This window comes from Ostreiculturibacter nitratireducens, from assembly GCF_032670585.1.
GTDB lineage: Bacteria > Pseudomonadota > Alphaproteobacteria > Rhodobacterales > Rhodobacteraceae > Ostreiculturibacter > Ostreiculturibacter nitratireducens.
Map to the genome: position 1 here is coordinate 527,593 of NZ_JAVQHL010000001.1, position 17,329 is coordinate 544,921.

At 65.6% G+C, this 17,329-nt stretch carries 19 protein-coding genes; 9 read left to right on the top strand and 10 right to left on the bottom strand.

The window, feature by feature from the left end; translation table 11 throughout:
• The first annotated feature begins 86 nt into the window (after positions 1–86).
• Both ABCN56_RS02445 and ABCN56_RS02450 read left to right on the top strand, forming a co-directional pair.
• On the top strand, positions 87–992 hold the full coding sequence (locus ABCN56_RS02445) for a LysR family transcriptional regulator (RefSeq protein WP_343079178.1): 906 nt from the start codon (positions 87–89) through the stop codon (positions 990–992).
• 224 nt (positions 993–1,216) lie between these two features.
• Positions 1,217–1,543 carry a hypothetical protein gene (locus tag ABCN56_RS02450; RefSeq protein WP_343079179.1) on the top strand — a complete coding sequence of 109 codons (327 nt, stop codon included), beginning with the start codon at positions 1,217–1,219 and terminating at the stop codon, positions 1,541–1,543.
• Between the two features lie 29 nt (positions 1,544–1,572).
• Here the strand turns inward: ABCN56_RS02450 and ABCN56_RS02455 are convergent, their stop codons facing one another.
• Positions 1,573–2,532 (bottom strand): LysR family transcriptional regulator, encoded by a 960-nt coding sequence (locus tag ABCN56_RS02455; protein ID WP_343079180.1) that lies wholly within the window; start codon positions 2,530–2,532, stop codon positions 1,573–1,575.
• 128 nt (positions 2,533–2,660) lie between these two features.
• On the opposite strand from ABCN56_RS02455, the gene ABCN56_RS02460 reads away from it, so the two are divergent.
• Positions 2,661–2,981: a hypothetical protein gene (locus tag ABCN56_RS02460; protein ID WP_343079181.1), complete on the top strand. Its 321-nt coding sequence runs from the start codon at positions 2,661–2,663 to the stop codon at positions 2,979–2,981.
• Positions 2,982–3,070: 89 nt separating this feature from the next.
• Here the strand turns inward: ABCN56_RS02460 and ABCN56_RS02465 are convergent, their stop codons facing one another.
• The 3 genes from ABCN56_RS02465 to ABCN56_RS02475 form a co-directional block, all read right to left on the bottom strand.
• The gene (locus ABCN56_RS02465; RefSeq protein ID WP_343079182.1) at positions 3,071–4,294 is read right to left on the bottom strand and encodes an MFS transporter; all 1,224 of its coding nucleotides are present in this window, start codon (positions 4,292–4,294) and stop codon (positions 3,071–3,073) included.
• Position 4,295: 1 nt separating this feature from the next.
• Positions 4,296–4,745, bottom strand: a complete 450-nt coding sequence (locus tag ABCN56_RS02470) for a MaoC family dehydratase (RefSeq protein WP_343079183.1) — start codon at positions 4,743–4,745, stop codon at positions 4,296–4,298.
• Positions 4,746–4,916: 171 nt separating this feature from the next.
• Entirely contained in the window at positions 4,917–5,816 is a 900-nt protein-coding gene (locus tag ABCN56_RS02475; protein ID WP_343079184.1) for a LysR substrate-binding domain-containing protein, read from the bottom strand.
• 115 nt (positions 5,817–5,931) lie between these two features.
• Here ABCN56_RS02475 and ABCN56_RS02480 point away from each other — a divergent pair, with 115 nt between their 5' ends.
• Both ABCN56_RS02480 and ABCN56_RS02485 read left to right on the top strand, forming a co-directional pair.
• Positions 5,932–7,035 (top strand): glycine cleavage T C-terminal barrel domain-containing protein, encoded by a 1,104-nt coding sequence (locus ABCN56_RS02480; protein WP_343079185.1) that lies wholly within the window; start codon positions 5,932–5,934, stop codon positions 7,033–7,035.
• 113 nt (positions 7,036–7,148) lie between these two features.
• Positions 7,149–7,955, top strand: coding sequence for a crotonase/enoyl-CoA hydratase family protein (locus ABCN56_RS02485; protein WP_343079186.1), 807 nt, complete (start codon positions 7,149–7,151; stop codon positions 7,953–7,955).
• A gap of 99 nt (positions 7,956–8,054) precedes the next feature.
• Here the strand turns inward: ABCN56_RS02485 and ABCN56_RS02490 are convergent, their stop codons facing one another.
• Positions 8,055–8,384, bottom strand: a complete 330-nt coding sequence (locus tag ABCN56_RS02490) for a GYD domain-containing protein (protein ID WP_343079187.1) — start codon at positions 8,382–8,384, stop codon at positions 8,055–8,057.
• A gap of 682 nt (positions 8,385–9,066) precedes the next feature.
• On the opposite strand from ABCN56_RS02490, the gene ABCN56_RS02495 reads away from it, so the two are divergent.
• Entirely contained in the window at positions 9,067–10,470 is a 1,404-nt protein-coding gene (locus ABCN56_RS02495) for a sensor histidine kinase (RefSeq protein WP_343079188.1), read from the top strand.
• On the top strand, positions 10,467–11,105 hold the full coding sequence (locus ABCN56_RS02500) for a LuxR C-terminal-related transcriptional regulator (protein WP_343079189.1): 639 nt from the start codon (positions 10,467–10,469) through the stop codon (positions 11,103–11,105). Before ABCN56_RS02495 ends, ABCN56_RS02500 begins: the two co-directional genes overlap by 4 nt.
• A 3-nt stretch (positions 11,106–11,108) precedes the next feature.
• Here the strand turns inward: ABCN56_RS02500 and ABCN56_RS02505 are convergent, their stop codons facing one another.
• The 5 genes from ABCN56_RS02505 to iolC all read right to left on the bottom strand — a co-directional run bounded on the left by ABCN56_RS02505 (position 11,109) and on the right by iolC (position 15,190).
• On the bottom strand, positions 11,109–11,795 hold the full coding sequence (locus ABCN56_RS02505; protein WP_343079190.1) for a hypothetical protein: 687 nt from the start codon (positions 11,793–11,795) through the stop codon (positions 11,109–11,111).
• Between the two features lie 195 nt (positions 11,796–11,990).
• Positions 11,991–12,347, bottom strand: coding sequence for a hypothetical protein (locus tag ABCN56_RS02510; RefSeq protein ID WP_343079191.1), 357 nt, complete (start codon positions 12,345–12,347; stop codon positions 11,991–11,993).
• 187 nt (positions 12,348–12,534) lie between these two features.
• Positions 12,535–13,362 (bottom strand): class II fructose-bisphosphate aldolase, encoded by an 828-nt coding sequence (locus tag ABCN56_RS02515; protein ID WP_343079192.1) that lies wholly within the window; start codon positions 13,360–13,362, stop codon positions 12,535–12,537.
• On the bottom strand, positions 13,359–14,201 hold the full coding sequence (locus tag ABCN56_RS02520) for a 5-deoxy-glucuronate isomerase (RefSeq protein ID WP_343079193.1): 843 nt from the start codon (positions 14,199–14,201) through the stop codon (positions 13,359–13,361). The genes ABCN56_RS02515 and ABCN56_RS02520 overlap by 4 nt, the downstream gene beginning before the upstream one ends.
• Before the next feature lie 11 nt (positions 14,202–14,212).
• A complete protein-coding gene (gene iolC / locus ABCN56_RS02525; protein ID WP_343079194.1) occupies positions 14,213–15,190 on the bottom strand; it encodes a 5-dehydro-2-deoxygluconokinase in 978 nt (325 codons plus the stop codon).
• Between the two features lie 118 nt (positions 15,191–15,308).
• Between iolC and ABCN56_RS02530 the strand changes: the two genes are divergently transcribed.
• Entirely contained in the window at positions 15,309–16,412 is a 1,104-nt protein-coding gene (locus ABCN56_RS02530; RefSeq protein ID WP_343079195.1) for a Gfo/Idh/MocA family protein, read from the top strand.
• Positions 16,413–16,424: 12 nt separating this feature from the next.
• Complete coding sequence (locus ABCN56_RS02535; RefSeq protein WP_343079196.1) at positions 16,425–17,318, top strand: sugar phosphate isomerase/epimerase family protein; 894 nt, start codon at positions 16,425–16,427, stop codon at positions 17,316–17,318.
• Positions 17,319–17,329: the final 11 nt, after the last annotated feature.

Genomic DNA, 17,329 nt, shown 5'->3' on the forward strand with positions numbered 1-17,329 from the left:
GATCGCGCGTTTACCTGAACTCAGGATCGGATCGCAGACGTCCGAAATCCATTGCCTTTTTCCGGTGCATCCATATCAAATGCGATATGAGTCAAAGGCGTCACCGCATCCCATCCTCCAGCGCGCTCGTCGCTTTCGAATGCGTTGCGCGCCTTGGTGGCGTCGGCCGCGCGGCGGAGGAACTCAACACCTCGCAGTCCGCGATCAGCCGTCACCTCAAGCACCTCGAGGACGACCTTGGCGTCAGGCTCTTCGAGCGATCCGGACGCGGCATCACGCTGACGCCGGCTGGAAATTCCTACTTTCTGGCGGCGCGATCGGCGCTTGAAACGCTGACCTCGGCGGGCCATTCGCTCCGCCTGGCCTCGCGGGATGTGACGATCGCCTGCACGCACGAGGTGTCGCATCTTCTGCTGATGCCCGTGTTTGGCGACCTGCGACGGGCCATCGGCAAAGGGGTCCACGTCCGGATAACGACCTGCGAATACGATGCCATTCCGGCGATGATTCATGCCGGGGCGGATATCGTATTCCAGTATTCGGAGAGCGCCCCGCATCGCCGTAGCGTCACCGTGGTCGACGAAAGCATCACCCCCGTCGCCGCGCCTTCCTTCATCGAGGCGCATGCCGGGGCGTTGCGGGGCGCACCTTCCGGATGGGATGGCGTTCCGCTTCTCGCGCTCACCAAGAACAACTTCGGCTGGGCCACGTGGGAAGACTGGTTCAGTGCGACGGGCGCCTCTGCCCGATCCAGCCACGTCGAGACTTACGACAACTACGTCTACCTGCTTGAGGCTGCGGCCGCGGGAACGGGACTGGCGTTGGGCTGGAAGGGGTTCGTTGACCGCTACGTCGCCTCCGGCACTCTCGAACAGGTCTGCGACTATTGGGTCGAGCGGAGATCGCGGCTTCATGCCTGCCTCACGAAGAAAGGCGAATCCAACGAGAACGCGGCTAAATGCCTGGCCTTCCTCGCGACCATCTGCGCGTGAATTCTCGCCACGAGGCATCCGGCCCCACGGACATCATCACGTCTGAGCCCTGGCGCCTGCAGGCCCTTCATTCGGATTGACCGATCTGCGGGCTTGCGCTAACTGCGACCTATCGAAGACGCGCCGATTTGACGTTCAGATTGCGGGCGCGAAAGAAATGCAGCTAAAGCGAAGGTGCATCCGCTCCTTCGGCAGACACGCGGGCAACCGCAAGGGAGGACGAGATGGCAGATGGTTGCCTCGACAATGACGCTTTCGGTTCGTTGATCCCGGTCGATCAGATCGTGGCGACGCGCGCCGCTTTCCCGAAATCCTATCTGACCTTCGAGATCGATTTGCACGCAACCGATCCCTGGTCCGGGCTCGCATGCATAGCCGAAGCGTTTGGCCGGTCCGGCCTTGCCCCGATATCGCTGCGCTGTACCGCCGAGGGTGCCGTTGCCTGCCGGGTCATCGATAGCCATGAATGTAATTTCAATGCGTTGCACCAGATACTTCACAATCCGGGCAAAGTCAGGATCGTCAAGTGGACGACGGTGATCGGGTTCTGAACGCCCCATTCGGGCGGTGCCGCCGAAGCCTAGCTGAGAATCGTCCCATCAGTCGGAGACCACGTCTTCGTCGCCCCGCTGAAGAGGTCGGCGAGGACGGCAAGCTCCTCGTAGAGATGGGCCATGAAGGCCCGCACGCGGGCCGTATGGCGCAGATCCGGGTGGGTCAGCACCCAGAACTCCATGTCGAGATGCGGAAAGGTATCGGACACACGGACAAGCCGGTCGTCCGCATCACCCACATAGCAGGGCAGAAAGCAGACACCCATCCCCGCCGCGGCGGCATTCTGAACGGCGCGCGATGCGCGGCACTGGAACACGGTCTGCTGCTCGCCGATCTCGGCCGTTTTCCACACCTGAGGAACGAGCCACGGGATCGTTCCGTCGATGATGCAAAAGCTGTGATGTGACAACGGAAGATCCGACCTGTCCTCAAGGTAGGCCGGGCTCGCGAAGAGAGCGAAGCGGAAATCGCAGATCTTCCTGCCGTAGCAGTTGTCCGGGGGCGATTTCGTCGCCCGGATGGCCACCTCCGCCTCGCGCCGGTTCAGGTCGACCGCCCCGTGCCCCGGCGCGAGGTCTATCTTGATTTCGGGGTGTTCACCGCAGAACCGCGAGATGATTCCGGGGGCGTGTTCTTCGGCGAAGGCTTCGGGACAGGTAACGCGGATGCGCCCGCGCAGCTTCTCGTCCCGGCCAAGGACTTCGAGCCCGAGCGCGTGAAACTCGCTCTCGATGCGCTCGCCGTATTCCATCGCGGTGCGTCCGGCATCGGTCATGACATAGCCGTGACGGAAGCGGTCGAAGAAGCGCACGCCGGTCTTCTCTTCGATCGCATTGATGCGCCGAAACACGGTGCTGTGCGTCTGCCCCAGGAATCGCGCGGCGCCCGATAGGCTTTCGGCGCGACAGATGGCGAGGATGAGCGCGAGGTCGTTCCATTCCAGCGCGCGCGCTGTCGAAGTCGGATCCTGGGGTCGGGATGTCACGCGATCAGCTGTCCGTTTCTGCAAAGATGCTTTGAGAAAGTAGCGAATTCTTGCGCAAAAGAGAACATGCCATCGTCACGACAGATCGAGGCAATCGATCGCCGATGGAGAAAGAAGGAGACAAGGCAATGATCGTTCAGTTCGTTCAGTTCGAGACTACCCTGACCGAAGAAGAGGTTCGCGCAGTAGCCGAGGAACGTCTTCCGCAGTTCCGCGCGATCCCGTCGCTCGTCCAGAAATACTACCTGAAGCTCAACAAACCCAACCACTATGGCGGCTTCTACATCTGGGATTCGGCCGAGGCCCTGGCCCATTTCCGCTCCAGCGAGCTCGCGAAGACAATTCCTGGTGCCTACAAGGTCGTCGGCGCCCCCGACGTGGACGTGCACGAGTTGCTGTTTCCGCTCAGGAACGAAGGCGTTCCTCACGCTGCGGAGTGGACCGCCTGAGCTGGCGGATCACCCCCTTCCCGCAGGGGACTGCCCTGATGACGGGCATGGCTATCACGCACAGACAGCGCACCGAATGCCGAAGCCCGTCATCTGAGCCCCCCTGCCATGCCTCGCGCTTCGGGGTGGGCGCGCAAGCGCAGCATGGAAAGGACTCCGACCACGGGTCCGGGAACGAGCAGCAGGAAAGCCCACTGCCACCCGCCGATGGCGGCGACGAAGAACGGGATCGCCCAGATCGCGATGACGGTCAGGCCGAAACCGATGCCCAGCTGAAGCGCGAGCGCCGTTCCCACGAAGCTCTGATCGGCAAGTTCAGTGACCGCGGCCGAAAACTGCGCGCTGTCGCCGACCACGCTGATGCCCCAGACGATTGCGATCAGGGCAAGCAGCCACCCCGGCCCACCGAAGGCGAAACCGATGAGGAGCGCAGAGCTCCCCGATACGGCCATCATGCCGGCCGTCGTCAGGCATCGCCCGATCCTGTCCGAAAGCCAGCCGCCCAGCAGGCAGCCGACCGCGCCGGACGCCACGACGATGAACGAAAGCATCGATGCGGACCCGAACGGAAAGGAGGCAAGGCCCGCCTCCGCTGCCCGCGCGAAAGCGAGCAGCCAGACCCACATCGCGTAAAGCTCCCACATATGCCCGAAGTAACCGAGGTTCGCGAGTAGCAATGGCCGCGAAGAGAATACTGACAGTGCCTGCCGAGGGTTGAACACCGCCCTGCCGAAGGGAAAAGGACCCTCCCGCACCGCGAAGGCGAAGATGGCGGCGCCCAAAAGCGTTGCAAGCGTCGACGAGAGCACGACGGACTTCCACTCTATTCCGGCGGTCAGGGCGCGGAACAGGTGCGGCATGGCCGAACCAAGCGTCAGCGCCCCGATGAGGAAGCCCAACGCAAGCCCCCTGCCCTTGACGAACCATGTGGCCATGAGCTTCAGCGCGGGGGGATAGACACCGGCCAGCGCGACACCCGTCGCGAACCGCGCGCCGATCGCGGCGGCGGTTCCGGGCTCCGCGAGCAGAACCAGATTGGCGGCGGCGGCGGCAAGGCTCGCAACCGCCATGAGGCGGTTCATCCGAACGATGTCCGGCAGGTTCACGAAGGATGACGAAATCGCTCCGACCACGAAGCCCAGCTGGACCGAGTTCGTCAGCCACGCCGCCGCACCGGGAGAAAGCGACCATGACTCTGTCAGTTCGGGAACGATCGCCGTCGCGGAGAACCAGGTCGTCAGCACGCCCACGACGCCGAGGCAGATCAGTGCCAGAGCGGTCCAGCGTCCTTCCGCGTGGGCCGCAGTCGCCATGTCAGAGGCCCTCGAGGGGCATCGTGTAGGTCGTGGCAGTGCCCTCCACGCATATGTCGCCCGCGCTGTCGCGAACCGAAACCTTCAACTGGCAGATCGGCTTGTCGTCGCGAACGCTCGCGACTTCGACACGGCCGGTTATCGTTTCCCCGACGCCGACGGCTTTGCGGAAGTCGAGGCTGGTGTTCAGGAACACGGTGCCCGGTCCCGGCAGATCCTCGGCGACGCAGGCATTCAGGATACCCGTCGTAACGCCGCCCTGCACGATGAGCTTGCCAAAGGCCGTCTTCTTCGCGAGCGCCTCGTCGTAATGGACCGGATTGCGGTCCCCCGTCATCGCGGTGAAGGCCTGAATATCCTCCATCCGCGTCGTGCGGCTCCGTTCGGCGAAGGCACCGACTTCGGGCTTGCCGTTCAGGACTCCTCTCCACCCGTCCTTGACATTCGCCATGCGTGAACCTCCCGCTGCATGGGATCGAAGGCGGGCCGGATCCCGCCGCTTCCCTTGTGAGCCTGTCGCTCCGGCGATTGGGGTCGGATCGCGCGCCATCAGAAGACCGCCTTTCGGCCGCCGCCGCAACGACAGATGCGTCAGTCTAGCCGAAACGCAGCCGCGCGACGATCAGCAGTCGCGTCGCCCCGGGTCGGCGGCGGAGGTGAGCCAGTCGATGAACAGCGCCGCATCCGGATGGGTGCCGCCCCGCGTGGGCTCCAAGAGGTGAAACGCTTCGCTGATCGGAACCTCGAGGTCGAAGGGGGCGATCAGCCGTCCGGCAGCGCGATCGCGCGCCGACAGGGAGCTGCGTCCGAGGGCGACGCCTCCCCCTCGCGCCGCGATTTCGAAGGCCGTCAGGGAGGTGTCGAGCTGAAGCCCCTGCCCCGGGTCGACCTTCCGCGCCCCGGCGGCGTTGAGCCAGATCCCCCACCCCTCCTGGTAACCGAGGACATGCAGCAGTCGCTGGTTCCTCAAGTCGTCAGGGACCCTGAGCCCGCTGCGGTCGGCCAAGCCGGGCGCGCAAAGCGGTGTGACCGTCTCCCAGGTCAAGCGATGGCTCTGGAAACCGGGCCAGTTGCCCGTGCCGTACTGGATGTCGAGGTCGAAGGCGTCCTTGTCGAAGGCGTCGTTCCAGACGCTTGACAGGATGCGCACGGACTTGCCCGGATACCTGTCAAGAAACTCGGGCAGCCGCGGCGCGAGCCATGCGACGCAAAAGGATACTGCGCAACGCAGCGTCAGCGCTTCGTTCCGTCGGCGGCCGAAGACCTCGCGCGTGCCGATCGCCAGACGCTCCAGCGCGTCCTGTACCTTGGGCAGATAGGCCTCGCCGGACTTGGTCAGTTCGAGACTGCGGGGCCGGCGGATGAACAGCTGATGCCGAAGATGCAGTTCGAGCGACTTCACGTGCTTCGAGACAGCCGCCTGGGTCACGTGCAGTTCGGCCGCGGCGGCCGTGAAACTCAGCGTCCGGGCCGAAGCCTCGAAGGCGCGCAGCCAGGTCAGAGGCGGAAGGTCGGAATGCATGTCACGCTCACTCCCAACCGAAGCATAACCGTTTGTATGGGCATTGGCATCAAATACGTTGTTTGACGGAAGGGCACCAGAGCCTTCATCTGCACTCGTTCCCATGGAGGTCCCGATGTTTTCCGTCTTCCCCACGGCACGGCTACGCCCGTCGCCCTTCTACGAATCCGCCGTCGCCGAAGGCATGGTCGCGGCCAGCATCTACAACCGCATGATCATGCCCACGTCCTACGGCGACCCCGAGGGCGAATACTGGCGGCTGATCAACGGCGTCTCGCAATGGGACGTCGGCGTCGAACGCCAGGTCCAGCTGAAGGGCCCCGATGCCGGGCGCCTCGCGCAGCTCCTTTCGCCGCGCGACCTGTCCAAATGCCAGGTCGGCCAGGGCAAGTACGTGCCCCTCTGCAATCATCGCGGCACGATCATCAACGACCCGATCCTCCTGAAACTGGCGGATGACCTCTACTGGCTCTCGATCGCCGACAGCGACATCTGGTTCTGGGCCAGTGCCATCGCGGCAGAGCGCGGGCTGAACGTCGAGGTCAGCGAACCCGACGTCTCGCCGATGGCGCTGCAGGGCCCGAAGGCGGAGGACGTGGTGGCCCAGGTGATGGGCGACTGGGTGCGCGGCCTGAAATACTTCTGGTTCCGGGAGACCGAGATCGAAGGCATCCCGGTCGCCGTTCAGCGGTCCGGCTGGTCCAAGCAGGGCGGGTTCGAGATCTACCTGAAGGACGGCACGAAGGGCACGAAGCTCTGGAACATCTTCAAGGAGGCGGGGAAGCCCTGGGGCATCGGCCCCGGCGCCCCGGCAACTGCGGAACGCACCGAAAGCGGGCTCGTGTCGGTCGGCGGCGACACCGACGACATGACGAACCCCTTCGAGGTTCGTCTGGGCAAGTATGTCGACCTGGACGTGGCTGACGACGTGGTGGGCATCAAGGCACTGCGGCGGATCAAGGCCGAAGGCGTGAAGCGCCACCAGCTGGGGCTCATCCTCGAGGGCGATAAGCCCTCGCCCCTCGGCTTCAAACGCGAGGACATCCGCCAGGGCGGCGCCACTGTGGGCATGATGACGAACTGCGTCTGGTCGCCCCGGATGAAGGCCAACATCGGCTACGCGCTGATCTCGGCCTCCGTCCTGCCGGGCGAGACGGTGGAGGTGATGCGCGCCGGCGGGCCGGTGCCGGCGCGGCTCGTCGAGTTGCCGTTCCTTTAGGGGACGTGGCATATCCCGGTCCCGCTTGCCGACCTTCCGGTTCGCGGGGCCCACATCCTGCGGGCATCGGGGCTGGCTCCGGACATGACCGCGTGATCCGAAGGAAAGATCGAATGACCATCGACATCACCCAACTGAACCTCACGAACATCACGCTCGACCTGCATGAGGACGGTGTCCTTGTCGCCACGCTGAACCGTCCCGCCAAACGCAACGCGCTGGATGCGGTCACGGTCGAGGAACTTGTCACGCTCTTCTCCGCCGTGCCCCGGGCCGGGGTCCGGGCCGTGGTCCTGGCCGCCGAGGGCGACCACTTCTGCGCGGGCCTCGACCTGGTCGAACACCACAAGGAAGACCGCCGCCCCGAGGATTTCATGCACCTCTGCCTGCGCTGGCACGAGGCGTTCAACAAGATGGAATACGGCGGTGTCCCGATCATCGCCGCGCTGAAGGGCGCGGTCGTCGGCGGCGGGCTGGAACTCGCCTCCTCCGCACATGTTCGCGTGGCGGATGCATCCACCTATTTCGCGTTGCCGGAGGGCCAGCGCGGGCTCTTCACGGGCGGCGGCGCGACGATCCGGGTGGCGGACCTCGTCGGCAAGGCGCGGATGATCGACATGATGCTGACCGGCCGCGTCTACAAGGGCCGCGAGGCCATCGACATCGGGCTGGCGCAATACCTCGTCGAAGGGTCAAGCTTCGACGTGGCGCTCGACCTCGCCCGCAAGGCCGCTCAGAACCTGCCGCTGACGAACTTCGCCATCTGTTCGGCGATCAGCCACATCGGCAACATGTCCGCGCTGGATGCGTCCTACGCAGAGGCCGTGGTCGCGGGTGTCGTGAACACTCAGCACGCTGCGCGAGAACGGCTCGAGGCTTTCGCGAACAAGACCGCCGCGCGCGTCAGGCCGGGCGATTGAGCCGCTTCGGGCCGTTGCCGCCTGCTTTGGAAGCGCGGCAATTCGGCACATGCTCCGTGGCCGGGGAACCTGCAGGCGTCTCCCGGCCACGGAATTTCGCTAGGCGGGTGCGCTGTATTGGGCCGCCAGACTTGCGGCCTTCTTCTGAATCGCAGTGAATTCGTCCGACGTGAAGGCGCGGATTGTCTGCACGTTGGAGATCGCTCCGGTGCTGGCTGCGACCATCAGCCCGGCGAGAAGCGAACTGACGTCATCGATCACGATCTTCATCGTGAAGTCGGATGGACCCGTCGTCATGTAGAAGCTTTCAAGCTTGCCACCCGCGGCCTCGACCAGCTTCCTAGCGGCCGCCTCCCGGTCGCTCGGGTTTTCCATCAGACCTTTCATCGCCGAAGCAGTGTAACAACCGGTGACTATGAACCGTGGCATGGTTCGTCCTCCCTAGAGGCTCTGGTGCAACCCGTCCGCCTGCCCCGTGCAGTGCCGATCCGGCCTGCCCATCCCCCATTGCAGGATAGCACGAATCCTTCTTGCCGGACGCCGCGATCAGAACGGGTGGACAAACGCGCTCACCCGAGCCGGCAAACAGCAGGTCGACGCCCGTCTGGATCGAACGCCTCCACTCACCATCCAAAGCGTGTCGGATGACGCAGATCCCGATCCGCGTGGCGGCGAAGAAAGGCGGAATCGGCGCGGCTGATCCCTGTTTTCGCCGCGGCCCCGCGCGCGCCACGTGCTGGTTCACGCACATTCCCACGGTTCGCGACGAGCGCTTCGAGCCATTTGGGCCAGTGCCAGCCCAAACGGACAAGGTGCCGGCCAGTTGTGTAGGCGTTCACATCCGAAGTCTGCATGATCTGTCTCCTGTGACTGATGGGTCCGGAGTCTTGCCGCGACTTCGTTTCAGCTGTTTGTCGCTCGGCGGCATGCTCGTGTTTCAATGTTTGCGGTAGAGCGGCGGAAGCCGGGAGATATCGCAAAAGAGCCGAAGGCCTCCTCGCGACGACCTCAGGATTGGCGCCATGCGCACGGCGACAACTCTGGCGAAGCTCAACCGGCTCCTCCGACCAAAGTCCGTAGTAGCCACCGTGGGTTGTGCTAGTTTGCCGCCATGCAGACGCAGAAGCAGCGCCTTGCCCTCTGGGACCGATGGACCTTGCCCGTTCAGTTCGTGCTGGCCGGGGGCGTCGTCATGGCGCTGGCCGCCCTGATCGTCGGTTTCTGGGTTTCGGCGCGCATCGAGCAGGGCGTGGTGATGAGTTCGGCAGCGGCGGCGGCCGACTACGTCGAAACCTTCATTGCGCCGCTCGGCGACGAGTTTGCGGGCGACAGCGCGCTTTCCAGCCCGGTGAGCCGCGCGTTGACCGAGGTGTTCACCTCGCCTGCCGTGGCCGAGCGCGTCGTCTCCTACAAGATATGGCGGCCCGGAGGGCTCGTGCTGATGGCGTCGGATGCAGAGATCGTCGGGCGGAGATTCGAGGAGTCCGAAGACCTCCGGCACGCCTGGCAGGGGCAGGTCGCCGCCTCCTACGAAGATTTCGACGACGCCGAGGACGACCGCGAGGCCGCTCTCGGCATCCCTCTCCTTGAGGTCTACAGCCCGGTGCACGAGTACTTCACCGGGGACGTCATCGCGGTGGTGGAGTTCTATCACAACGCCACCGAACTGGAGGCCGAGCTTGCCGACGCGCAGCGCACCAGCTGGCTCGTGGTGGGTTCGACGTTCCTTGCCAGCGGGCTTCTGCTCTTCGGCATCGTGCAGGCCGGCGGGCGGACGATCGACCGGCAGAGGATTCTTCTGAACGAACAGCTGGCCGAAACGCGGGCGATCTCGGCGCAGAATGACGAATTGCGGAGGCGCGTCGTGTCGGCCTCGTCCCGAGCGACGGCCCAGACCGAAAAGACGATCCGGCAGGTGGGCGCCGATTTGCACGACGGCCCGGCCCAGCACCTCGCACTGGCCGCGTTGCGGCTGGACTCCGCCGTCCCCGAGACGGAGCGCGACAGCACCGAAGTGGCCTCGGTGCGGGCCTCGCTGGACCAGGCGCTCGCCGAGATCCGGACCATTTCACGCGGCCTTGCGCTGCCCGACCTCGACGTGATCGACATGGCTGCGGTGATAGAAAGGGCAGTCCAGGAACATGGGCAGAAGACGGGAATGACGGTGGCACTCGCGGGAAGCCCTCCCGCCGGCGCCGCGTTCGACTACGCTCAGAAGCTATGCGTCTACCGGTTCCTGCAGGAGACCCTGTCGAACGTCGCGCGCCATGCCGGGGTCTCCGCGGCCGAAGTGAGGACCTTCGCGGAGGCGCGCGTGTTCAAGGTCGCCGTCCGCGATGACGGCGAAGGGTTCGACAGGACAATGGCCGTATCTCTGCGCCAGGACGGAGGACAGGGGCTTCTTGGCCTCATCGACCGCGCCGAGAGCATCGGGGGAACGCTCGCGATCGACAGCACGCCCGGCGCTGGCACGACGATCACTCTCGCACTGCCGAGGGAGGAGGTGACGACATGAGCATTCGCGTCATACTTGCCGACGACCATCCGATCTTCCGCCAGGGGCTCGTGCACAGCATCGAGGAGACCGGAGAGTTCGAGGTGGTCGGCGTCGGCGGAAGCGCAGATGATGCGATCCGGCTCGCGGCCGAGCATCGTCCCGACATCGCGCTACTCGATCTGTCGATGCCAGGGGGCGGGATCTTCGCCGCCGGACGCATCGCGGCGGACGGCACCGCACGGCATGTCGCCATGCTCACCGTCTCCGAAAACGACTCGGACGTCACCGCCGCCCTCAACGCGGGGGCCATCGGCTACATCCTGAAGGGCGTCTCGGCCGGGGAGCTTCGCCGCATTCTCGCGCGCATCGCGCAGGGGGAAGCGCATATCACCCCGGCACTCGCCGCCCAGGTGCTTAAGCTCATCCAGGCGCCGAAGAAGGCCGCGCGCAGTCCGATCGATGACCTGACCAAGCGTGAAGAGGACATCCTGCGCCGCGTCGCGAAGGGGATGTCCAACCGGGAGATCGCCGAAGAACTGGAGTTGCAGGAAAAGACGGTGAAGCACTACATGACCGAGATCCTGAGCAAGCTCCATGCCCGAAACCGGGTCGAAGCCGCGATCATCGCGCACGAAGCCTGGCGGGAGCCCTGAACCCTACCTTCCGGCGAGCGCCATCAGGCGGTCGCGGTCCGCGGCCGTGGCGGCGCGGTCGGAGACTGTCCTGCCGTGCCTGTCCGTCAGGCGATACCGCGATCCGCGGACTTCCTCGCTCCAGCCATTCGAATAACGGACGATCACGCTGCGGCCGCTGATCCGGATGCGAACCGGCTGCGCGGAGGGATCAAGGGGCTTCGTCGCCGTGGTCAGATCCCGGCGGCCAGCTGCAATGGCGCGAAGGCGCACACTGTCGGCCCCCGTCGCGCGCCGGCGCTCGACGACGTGGCCCCGCCGATCCTCGCGAACATAGATCCCGTTCGCGATCATCTCCCGCGTACCACTCGCGTAGATCACGACGATTCCCGAGGCGCTGATCTCGATGCGCAGTATGTCCGCGCCGGAGGTCATTCCGCCTGACCCGCTTTCCGGCGAAGAACTCAGCGAGCGATCGTCATCCTTCCTGCCGTCGCCCTCATCATCATCGGCATCCCGGTCGTCGTCTTGATCGTCGTCGTCGTGATCGTCACGGTCGTCATCCCTGTCACCGCCCGACACGCCGTCTCCGTACTTGCCCGGCCCGCTTTCGGCGCGGGCCGTCGCGGCGGTGATGGATATCCCCCGGTTCCGGTCGAAGCCGACGGCAAAGGGCGCGGCCAGGAAGAGGACCGCGAGGGTCAGGAACAAGACGGGTCGCAACCGGGTTTGCATGGTTGGATGATCGTGGTCTGACGGCACCATCTGCGCATTCCTGCCACGTCTTCCCTCGCGCCGCATCGGACCTTGGTCCGGCCAAATCGGCCCGAAAAAAGGGGAAGCGCGGGACGAACCCGCGCTTCCCGGGGCCGCAGGGAGCTTTGGGGAAAGAGCGGCCCCTGGGTGTCACACCTGACATTCAGGATGTTCGGCCACGTCGTGCGGATCGTCGCAGCCGGAGCCGCCCGGAATCCGCGGCCGGTCGCGGCCGGAACCGCGGTCGTCATCGTCGTCATCGTCGCTGCCGCGCCCCCGATGATCGTCGTCATCGTCGTCGTCATCGTCGTCCCGGTCGCGATCACGGCCGCGCTCACCTGTTCCGCTGCGCCCCTGGCGCACGTCGATCACGAGGTCGTCTCCGCTGTCCAGGGCGATGCCCGGGAGGCCGAGACCAACGGCGGGGCTTGCCGCCTGGAGCGGCGAGAAGACGAAAGAAAGACCCAGAGCGATTGCTGCGGTGCCGATAAGATGCCTGCGTATCATGTTCATTCTCCTTGAAGGCTCGGATGTCCGTGAAAGGAGCATCGCTCAAGCCGGGAACGAACATCACCGCACAAGGGCCGGTCATCTTCCGTCAAAGGGCCGCCCAGTTTCGGACCTTGGTCGGACCGAGCGTCCGCAGTCGCGCAATGCCGCCGCCTTGCCCTCCGTAAGGAGGCGTGCTCCGGCCTCACCCCCGCAGATTGCGGATCACCTGGCGGGTGGCCGCCTCCATCGGGGCGATCGTCCGTTTCAGAAGTTCGATCCGATCGAACGTGTTCGGCTGGGCAGCGATCGCCTCGCGCAATGCCTGCCCGAAGACCATCCGCAATTCGGTCCCGATGTTGAACTTGCAGATATTCGAGGTCTTCGCCAGCCGCGCGCGGTCCGCGGGAGGAATGCCCGAACCGCCGTGAATGACGAGAGGAACGTCCGTCGCCGTCGCGATTGCCTCGAGGCGGGTCTCGTCGATCCGTCCGTCGTGGCTTTCCTGCAGGTGGACGTTGCCGACCGAGATCGCCATCGCATCGACGCCGGTCTCGCGGGCGAAGCGCGCGGCCTCCACCGGATCGGTGCCCTGCGACGGCGCTCCGCTCCGGTAGCCGACAAAGCCGATTTCGCCTTCGCAGGACACGCCTGCGGCGTGGGCCATTTCCGCGATGGCGCCGGTTTCGGCGATGTTCTGGTCCAGAGGCATCCGCGAACCGTCGAACATGACCGACGTGAACCCCTCCCGGATCGCCGCCCGGCATTCCTCGGCGCTCGCCCCGTGGTCGAGATGGATGACTACCGGGACCGAGGCGCCCTCCCCCAGGTGCCGCATCATCGCGGCCAGGACTGGTAGCGGCGTGTGCGCCCGGCAGGACGGCCCCGCCTGCAGGATCACCGGCGCGCCTTCGGCCTCCGCCGCCGCCACGTAGGCGCGCATGTCCTCCCAACCGAGGCAGACGAGGCCCGCCACCGCGTAGCCCTCCCGCAGCGCGGGTTGCAGCACCTCGGCGAGTGTCGCCAGCGTCATTTGAACTTGGCCACCATGTCCATGATGCCGGGGATCGTGTGCAGCTGCTCGGCGTGTGTGGGCTGGAAATACTGCTTCAGGCTGCGCTGCGAGAGACCGCCGAGGATCGTGAAGTAGTACATCTCGTAGCCCGGCAGCACGCAGCAGGGGTGGTAGCCCTTGTCGATCAGCACGGTCGATCCGTCCATCACGTGGTAGGCGTCACCCGGTTCGTTGTCGACGCGCTGAAGCATCTGCAGCCCCGAGCCGTAGTTCGGGCGGAAACGGAAGTTGTAGGTTTCATCATGCCGCGTTTCTTCCGGCAGGCGGTCGGTGTCATGCTTGTGCGAGGGGAACCCCGACCAGCCGCCCGCGCCCACGGTGAAGAGCTCCGACACGAGAAGCCTTCCCACCCGGTCGTGATAGGCCGCGCCGAGGATGTGCTTGATCTTGCGGTGGGTCTTGGTGTCATCAGATCCGTATTGGACGACGTCCAGCTCGTGCGCACGGACGGCGAAGGGTTTCTTGACCTCATCGAATTTCGCGCCGCCGATGAACACCTCCGCAGCGTCGGATCGGCAGGTGATCCGCGCAGGCGTTCCGGTCGGGACGTAGACGCCCTCGGGCTCGCCGTCCCAGACGTCCTTCATGCGGTTGCCGATGTCCCTGTAGGTCTCGCCCGCCACATCCACCGTCACCGTTCCGGTGGCCGGCACCACGCAACTCTCGTAGCCCGGCACAGCGTAATCGAAGCTCTCGCCCGCTTTCAGCTTCACGATGTTGAAGTAGTTCAGCGGCACCAGCGGGTGGTCGGTGCCGACGATGGGTTCGTTGCGGTTGTCATGCGGTGGGATGTGCATTGGATCTCCTGTCAGGCGGCGGTTGGCCCGGCGTGGCTGGAAAGGAAGTCTTCAAGCTCGGCGTTGGTGGGCATGGCCGGGGCGCAGCCCACGCGAGAGACGACGATGGCGGCGGCGGCAGATCCCCTCAGCACGGCCTCTTCGACGCTGCGGTCCTGGGCGAGCGCGGCGAGGAACCCGCCGAGGAAGCTGTCGCCCGCGCCCGTCGGCTTCAGTGCTTCGGTCGCGTAGATGCCGGTCGTCACCTCGGCATTCGGCGTGATCGTGACCGCTCCCGCTTCGCCGCGCTTGTAGACGGCGATGGCGGCGCCCTGCCGCACGAGTTCCCGCGCCTTTTCGAGGCCCAGGCCGTAGTCGCCGGCCATGAAGCCGAACTCCACGTCGTTGCCGACGATCACGTCGGAAAGCGCGCCCGCGCGGGAGTAGACCTGGGTGGCGACCTCGGGCGAAGGCCAGGAATAGGGCCGGTAGTCGACGTCGAAGACGATCGGAAGGCCAGCCCTACGGGCCAGGTCGAAGGCCCGGAACGCGGCAGACCGCGACGGTTCCGCGGCGAGCACCGTGCCGGTGCAGACGAGCGCCGAATAGGCGGCGTAGTCCACCGCTTCCACGTCCGATTCGGTCATTTCGAAATCGGCAGCGCCGTTGCGGTAGATCACCGATGCGGGCTCGGTCCGCGTCTCGACCACGGCCAGCGAATTCCTCGCCTCGCCGCCGACGGGTGTCACGTGCCGACGGTCGATCCCGTAGCGGTCGAGTTCGGCAAGGCAGAACAGCCCCACCGCGTCGTCCGATACGCGCGTGACCAGCGCGGCCTGTCCGCCGAGCCGCACGATCGCCGCCGCGATGTTGGCGGACGAACCGCCGAGGCAAGCTGTGAAGCTCCGCGCGTCCTCCGTCCGGGTGCCGGGCGGGTCGGCGTAAAGATCCATTCCGGCGCGGCCGAGTATGAGGAAGGAATTGCCTTTCAGGCGTGCAAGGTCGGCCATCTGTCCTCTCGCCGTTGCGGGGCGCGCCCGGTCGGAAGGAGAGCCGTTGCGCCAAGGCATGTGCTACGATACAGAAGTTGCAACCGGTTGCAAATCCAATCCGGGACGGGAGGGCGCCATGTCGGACATCGGCATCGGGATCGTGGGCGGCGGCTATATGGGCAAGGCCCATGCGGTAGCCATGTCGGCGGTTGGCGCGGTGTTCGAAACCCGGCTCCGCCCGCGTCTGGAGATGGTCGCCGCCTCTTCGCGCGAAAGCGCCGGGCGCTACCGCGACGCCTTCGGCTTCGCCCGCGCGGCGGCGGACTGGGCGGAACTCGTGAACGATCCGCGTGTCGAGGCCGTCATCATCGCCTCGCCGCAGGATACCCACCGCGCCGTCGCCGAAGCCGCCCTTTCGCAGGGCAAGCCGGTATTCTGTGAAAAGCCCCTGGCCGACAATATCGAAGACGCCCGCGCGATGGTGGCGATGGCCGAGACGGCAGGTGTGCCGAACATGGTCGGCTTCAACTACATCCGCACACCGGCGAGCCAGTTCGCGCGCCGTCTCCTCGCGGAGGGCGCGATCGGCGATGTCACCTGGTTCCGCGGCGAGCACACCGAGGACTTCCTGGCCGATCCGGAGACGCCGTTCAGCTGGCGCTGCGAGGGGGTGGCGAACGGCAACATGGGCGATCTCGCGCCCCATCCGATCAACGCGGCGCTCGCGCTGATGGGACCCATCGCGCGAGTCCTCGCGGATGTCGAATGCGTCCACGATTCGCGGCCCGGCGGGCGCGTCACGAACGATGACCACGCCCAGATCATGGTCCGCTTCGCGTCGGGCGTGATGGGTCACATCTATTCCAGCCGCGTCGCCACGGGGCGCAAGATGGGCTACGCCTACGAAATCCACGGCACGAAGGGCGCCATCCGCTTCGACCAGGAGGACCAGAACACTCTCTGGCTCTACCGGGCCGAGGGACCCGAGGCCGAGCGGGGATTCCGGAAGATCCTCACGGGACCCGCGCATCCTGACTACGCGGCCTTCTGCCAGGGCCCCGGCCACGGCACCGGCTACCAGGACCAGATCATCATCGAGGCGCGCGACTTCCTCCGCGCAATCGAAACGGGCGAGCCGGTCTGGCCGACATTCCGCGACGGGCTCGCCGTGGCAGAGGTTGTGGAGGCCGTCCTGGCCTCCGCCAGAGCCGGAACCTGGACACAGGTCGATCAACCCTGAGGGCATCCAATCATGACCATTCGCATCGGCAACGCTCCCTGTTCCTGGGGCGTCGAATTTCCGGACGACCCGCGCAATCCGCCTTGGCGGCAGGTGCTGAAGGAATGCGCCGAGGCCGGCTACCGGGGGATCGAACTGGGCCCCGTCGGGTTCATGCCCGAAGATCCCGCCATCCTGTCCGAGGCGCTGGACGAGAACGGCCTGACGCTGATCGGCGGCGTGGTGTTCCGGCCGTTCCACGACCCCGAGAAATGGGACGAGGTGATGGACGGCGCGACCCGCACCTGCAAGGCGCTCGTTGCGCATGGCGCCAAGCACCTGGTGCTGATCGACTCGATCTCGCCGCGTCGCGCGCCCACGGCCGGACGTCCCGCCGAGGCCGAGCAGATGGACAAGACCGAGTGGACCGCCTTCCGCGACCGGATCGCCCACGTCGCGAAGATGGGAGCCGAGGACTACGGCCTCACCGTCGGAATCCATGCCCACGCGGCGGGCTTCATCGACTTCGAACCCGAACTCGAGCGGCTTCTCGACGAGGTGGACGACAACATCCTGAAGATCTGCTTCGACACCGGCCACCACTCCTACGCCGGCTATGACCCCGTCGCCTTCATGAAGCGTCACATGCCACGCATCAGCTACATGCACTTCAAGGACATCGACCCCAAGGTGAAGGCCCGCGCGGTCGCCCATCGCACCGATTTCTACGAGGCTTGCGGACAGGGCATCTTCTGCAACCTCGGCAAGGGCGACGTCGATTTCCCGGTCGTTCGCCAGGTTCTCCTCGACGCGGGGTTCGGGGGCTGGTGCACGGTCGAGCAGGACTGCGACCCGACGCTCGACGTCCGCCCGCTCGACGACGCGCGTGCCAACCGCGAGTATCTCGAATCCATCGGCTTCAACTGAGGAGAGTCCGA

Excerpts from the sequence above, each read along its gene's own strand:
- ABCN56_RS02515 (WP_343079192.1), bottom strand. The coding sequence starts at position 13,362 with ATGACGCTGGCGACACTCGCCGAGGTGCTGCAACCCGCGCTGCGGGAG.
- ABCN56_RS02465 (WP_343079182.1), bottom strand. The coding sequence starts at position 4,294 with ATGGCGACTGCGGCCCACGCGGAAGGACGCTGGACCGCTCTGGCACTG.
- ABCN56_RS02480 (WP_343079185.1), top strand. The coding sequence starts at position 5,932 with ATGTTTTCCGTCTTCCCCACGGCACGGCTACGCCCGTCGCCCTTCTAC.
- ABCN56_RS02520 (WP_343079193.1), bottom strand. The coding sequence starts at position 14,201 with ATGCACATCCCACCGCATGACAACCGCAACGAACCCATCGTCGGCACC.
- ABCN56_RS02510 (WP_343079191.1), bottom strand. The coding sequence starts at position 12,347 with ATGATACGCAGGCATCTTATCGGCACCGCAGCAATCGCTCTGGGTCTT.
- ABCN56_RS02460 (WP_343079181.1), top strand. The coding sequence starts at position 2,661 with ATGATCGTTCAGTTCGTTCAGTTCGAGACTACCCTGACCGAAGAAGAG.
- ABCN56_RS02535 (WP_343079196.1), top strand. The coding sequence starts at position 16,425 with ATGACCATTCGCATCGGCAACGCTCCCTGTTCCTGGGGCGTCGAATTT.
- ABCN56_RS02450 (WP_343079179.1), top strand. The coding sequence starts at position 1,217 with ATGGCAGATGGTTGCCTCGACAATGACGCTTTCGGTTCGTTGATCCCG.
- ABCN56_RS02470 (WP_343079183.1), bottom strand. The coding sequence starts at position 4,745 with ATGGCGAATGTCAAGGACGGGTGGAGAGGAGTCCTGAACGGCAAGCCC.
- ABCN56_RS02445 (WP_343079178.1), top strand. The coding sequence starts at position 87 with ATGAGTCAAAGGCGTCACCGCATCCCATCCTCCAGCGCGCTCGTCGCT.
- ABCN56_RS02530 (WP_343079195.1), top strand. The coding sequence starts at position 15,309 with ATGTCGGACATCGGCATCGGGATCGTGGGCGGCGGCTATATGGGCAAG.
- ABCN56_RS02500 (WP_343079189.1), top strand. The coding sequence starts at position 10,467 with ATGAGCATTCGCGTCATACTTGCCGACGACCATCCGATCTTCCGCCAG.
- ABCN56_RS02485 (WP_343079186.1), top strand. The coding sequence starts at position 7,149 with ATGACCATCGACATCACCCAACTGAACCTCACGAACATCACGCTCGAC.
- ABCN56_RS02490 (WP_343079187.1), bottom strand. The coding sequence starts at position 8,384 with ATGCCACGGTTCATAGTCACCGGTTGTTACACTGCTTCGGCGATGAAA.
- ABCN56_RS02495 (WP_343079188.1), top strand. The coding sequence starts at position 9,067 with ATGCAGACGCAGAAGCAGCGCCTTGCCCTCTGGGACCGATGGACCTTG.
- iolC (WP_343079194.1), bottom strand. The coding sequence starts at position 15,190 with ATGGCCGACCTTGCACGCCTGAAAGGCAATTCCTTCCTCATACTCGGC.
- ABCN56_RS02475 (WP_343079184.1), bottom strand. The coding sequence starts at position 5,816 with ATGCATTCCGACCTTCCGCCTCTGACCTGGCTGCGCGCCTTCGAGGCT.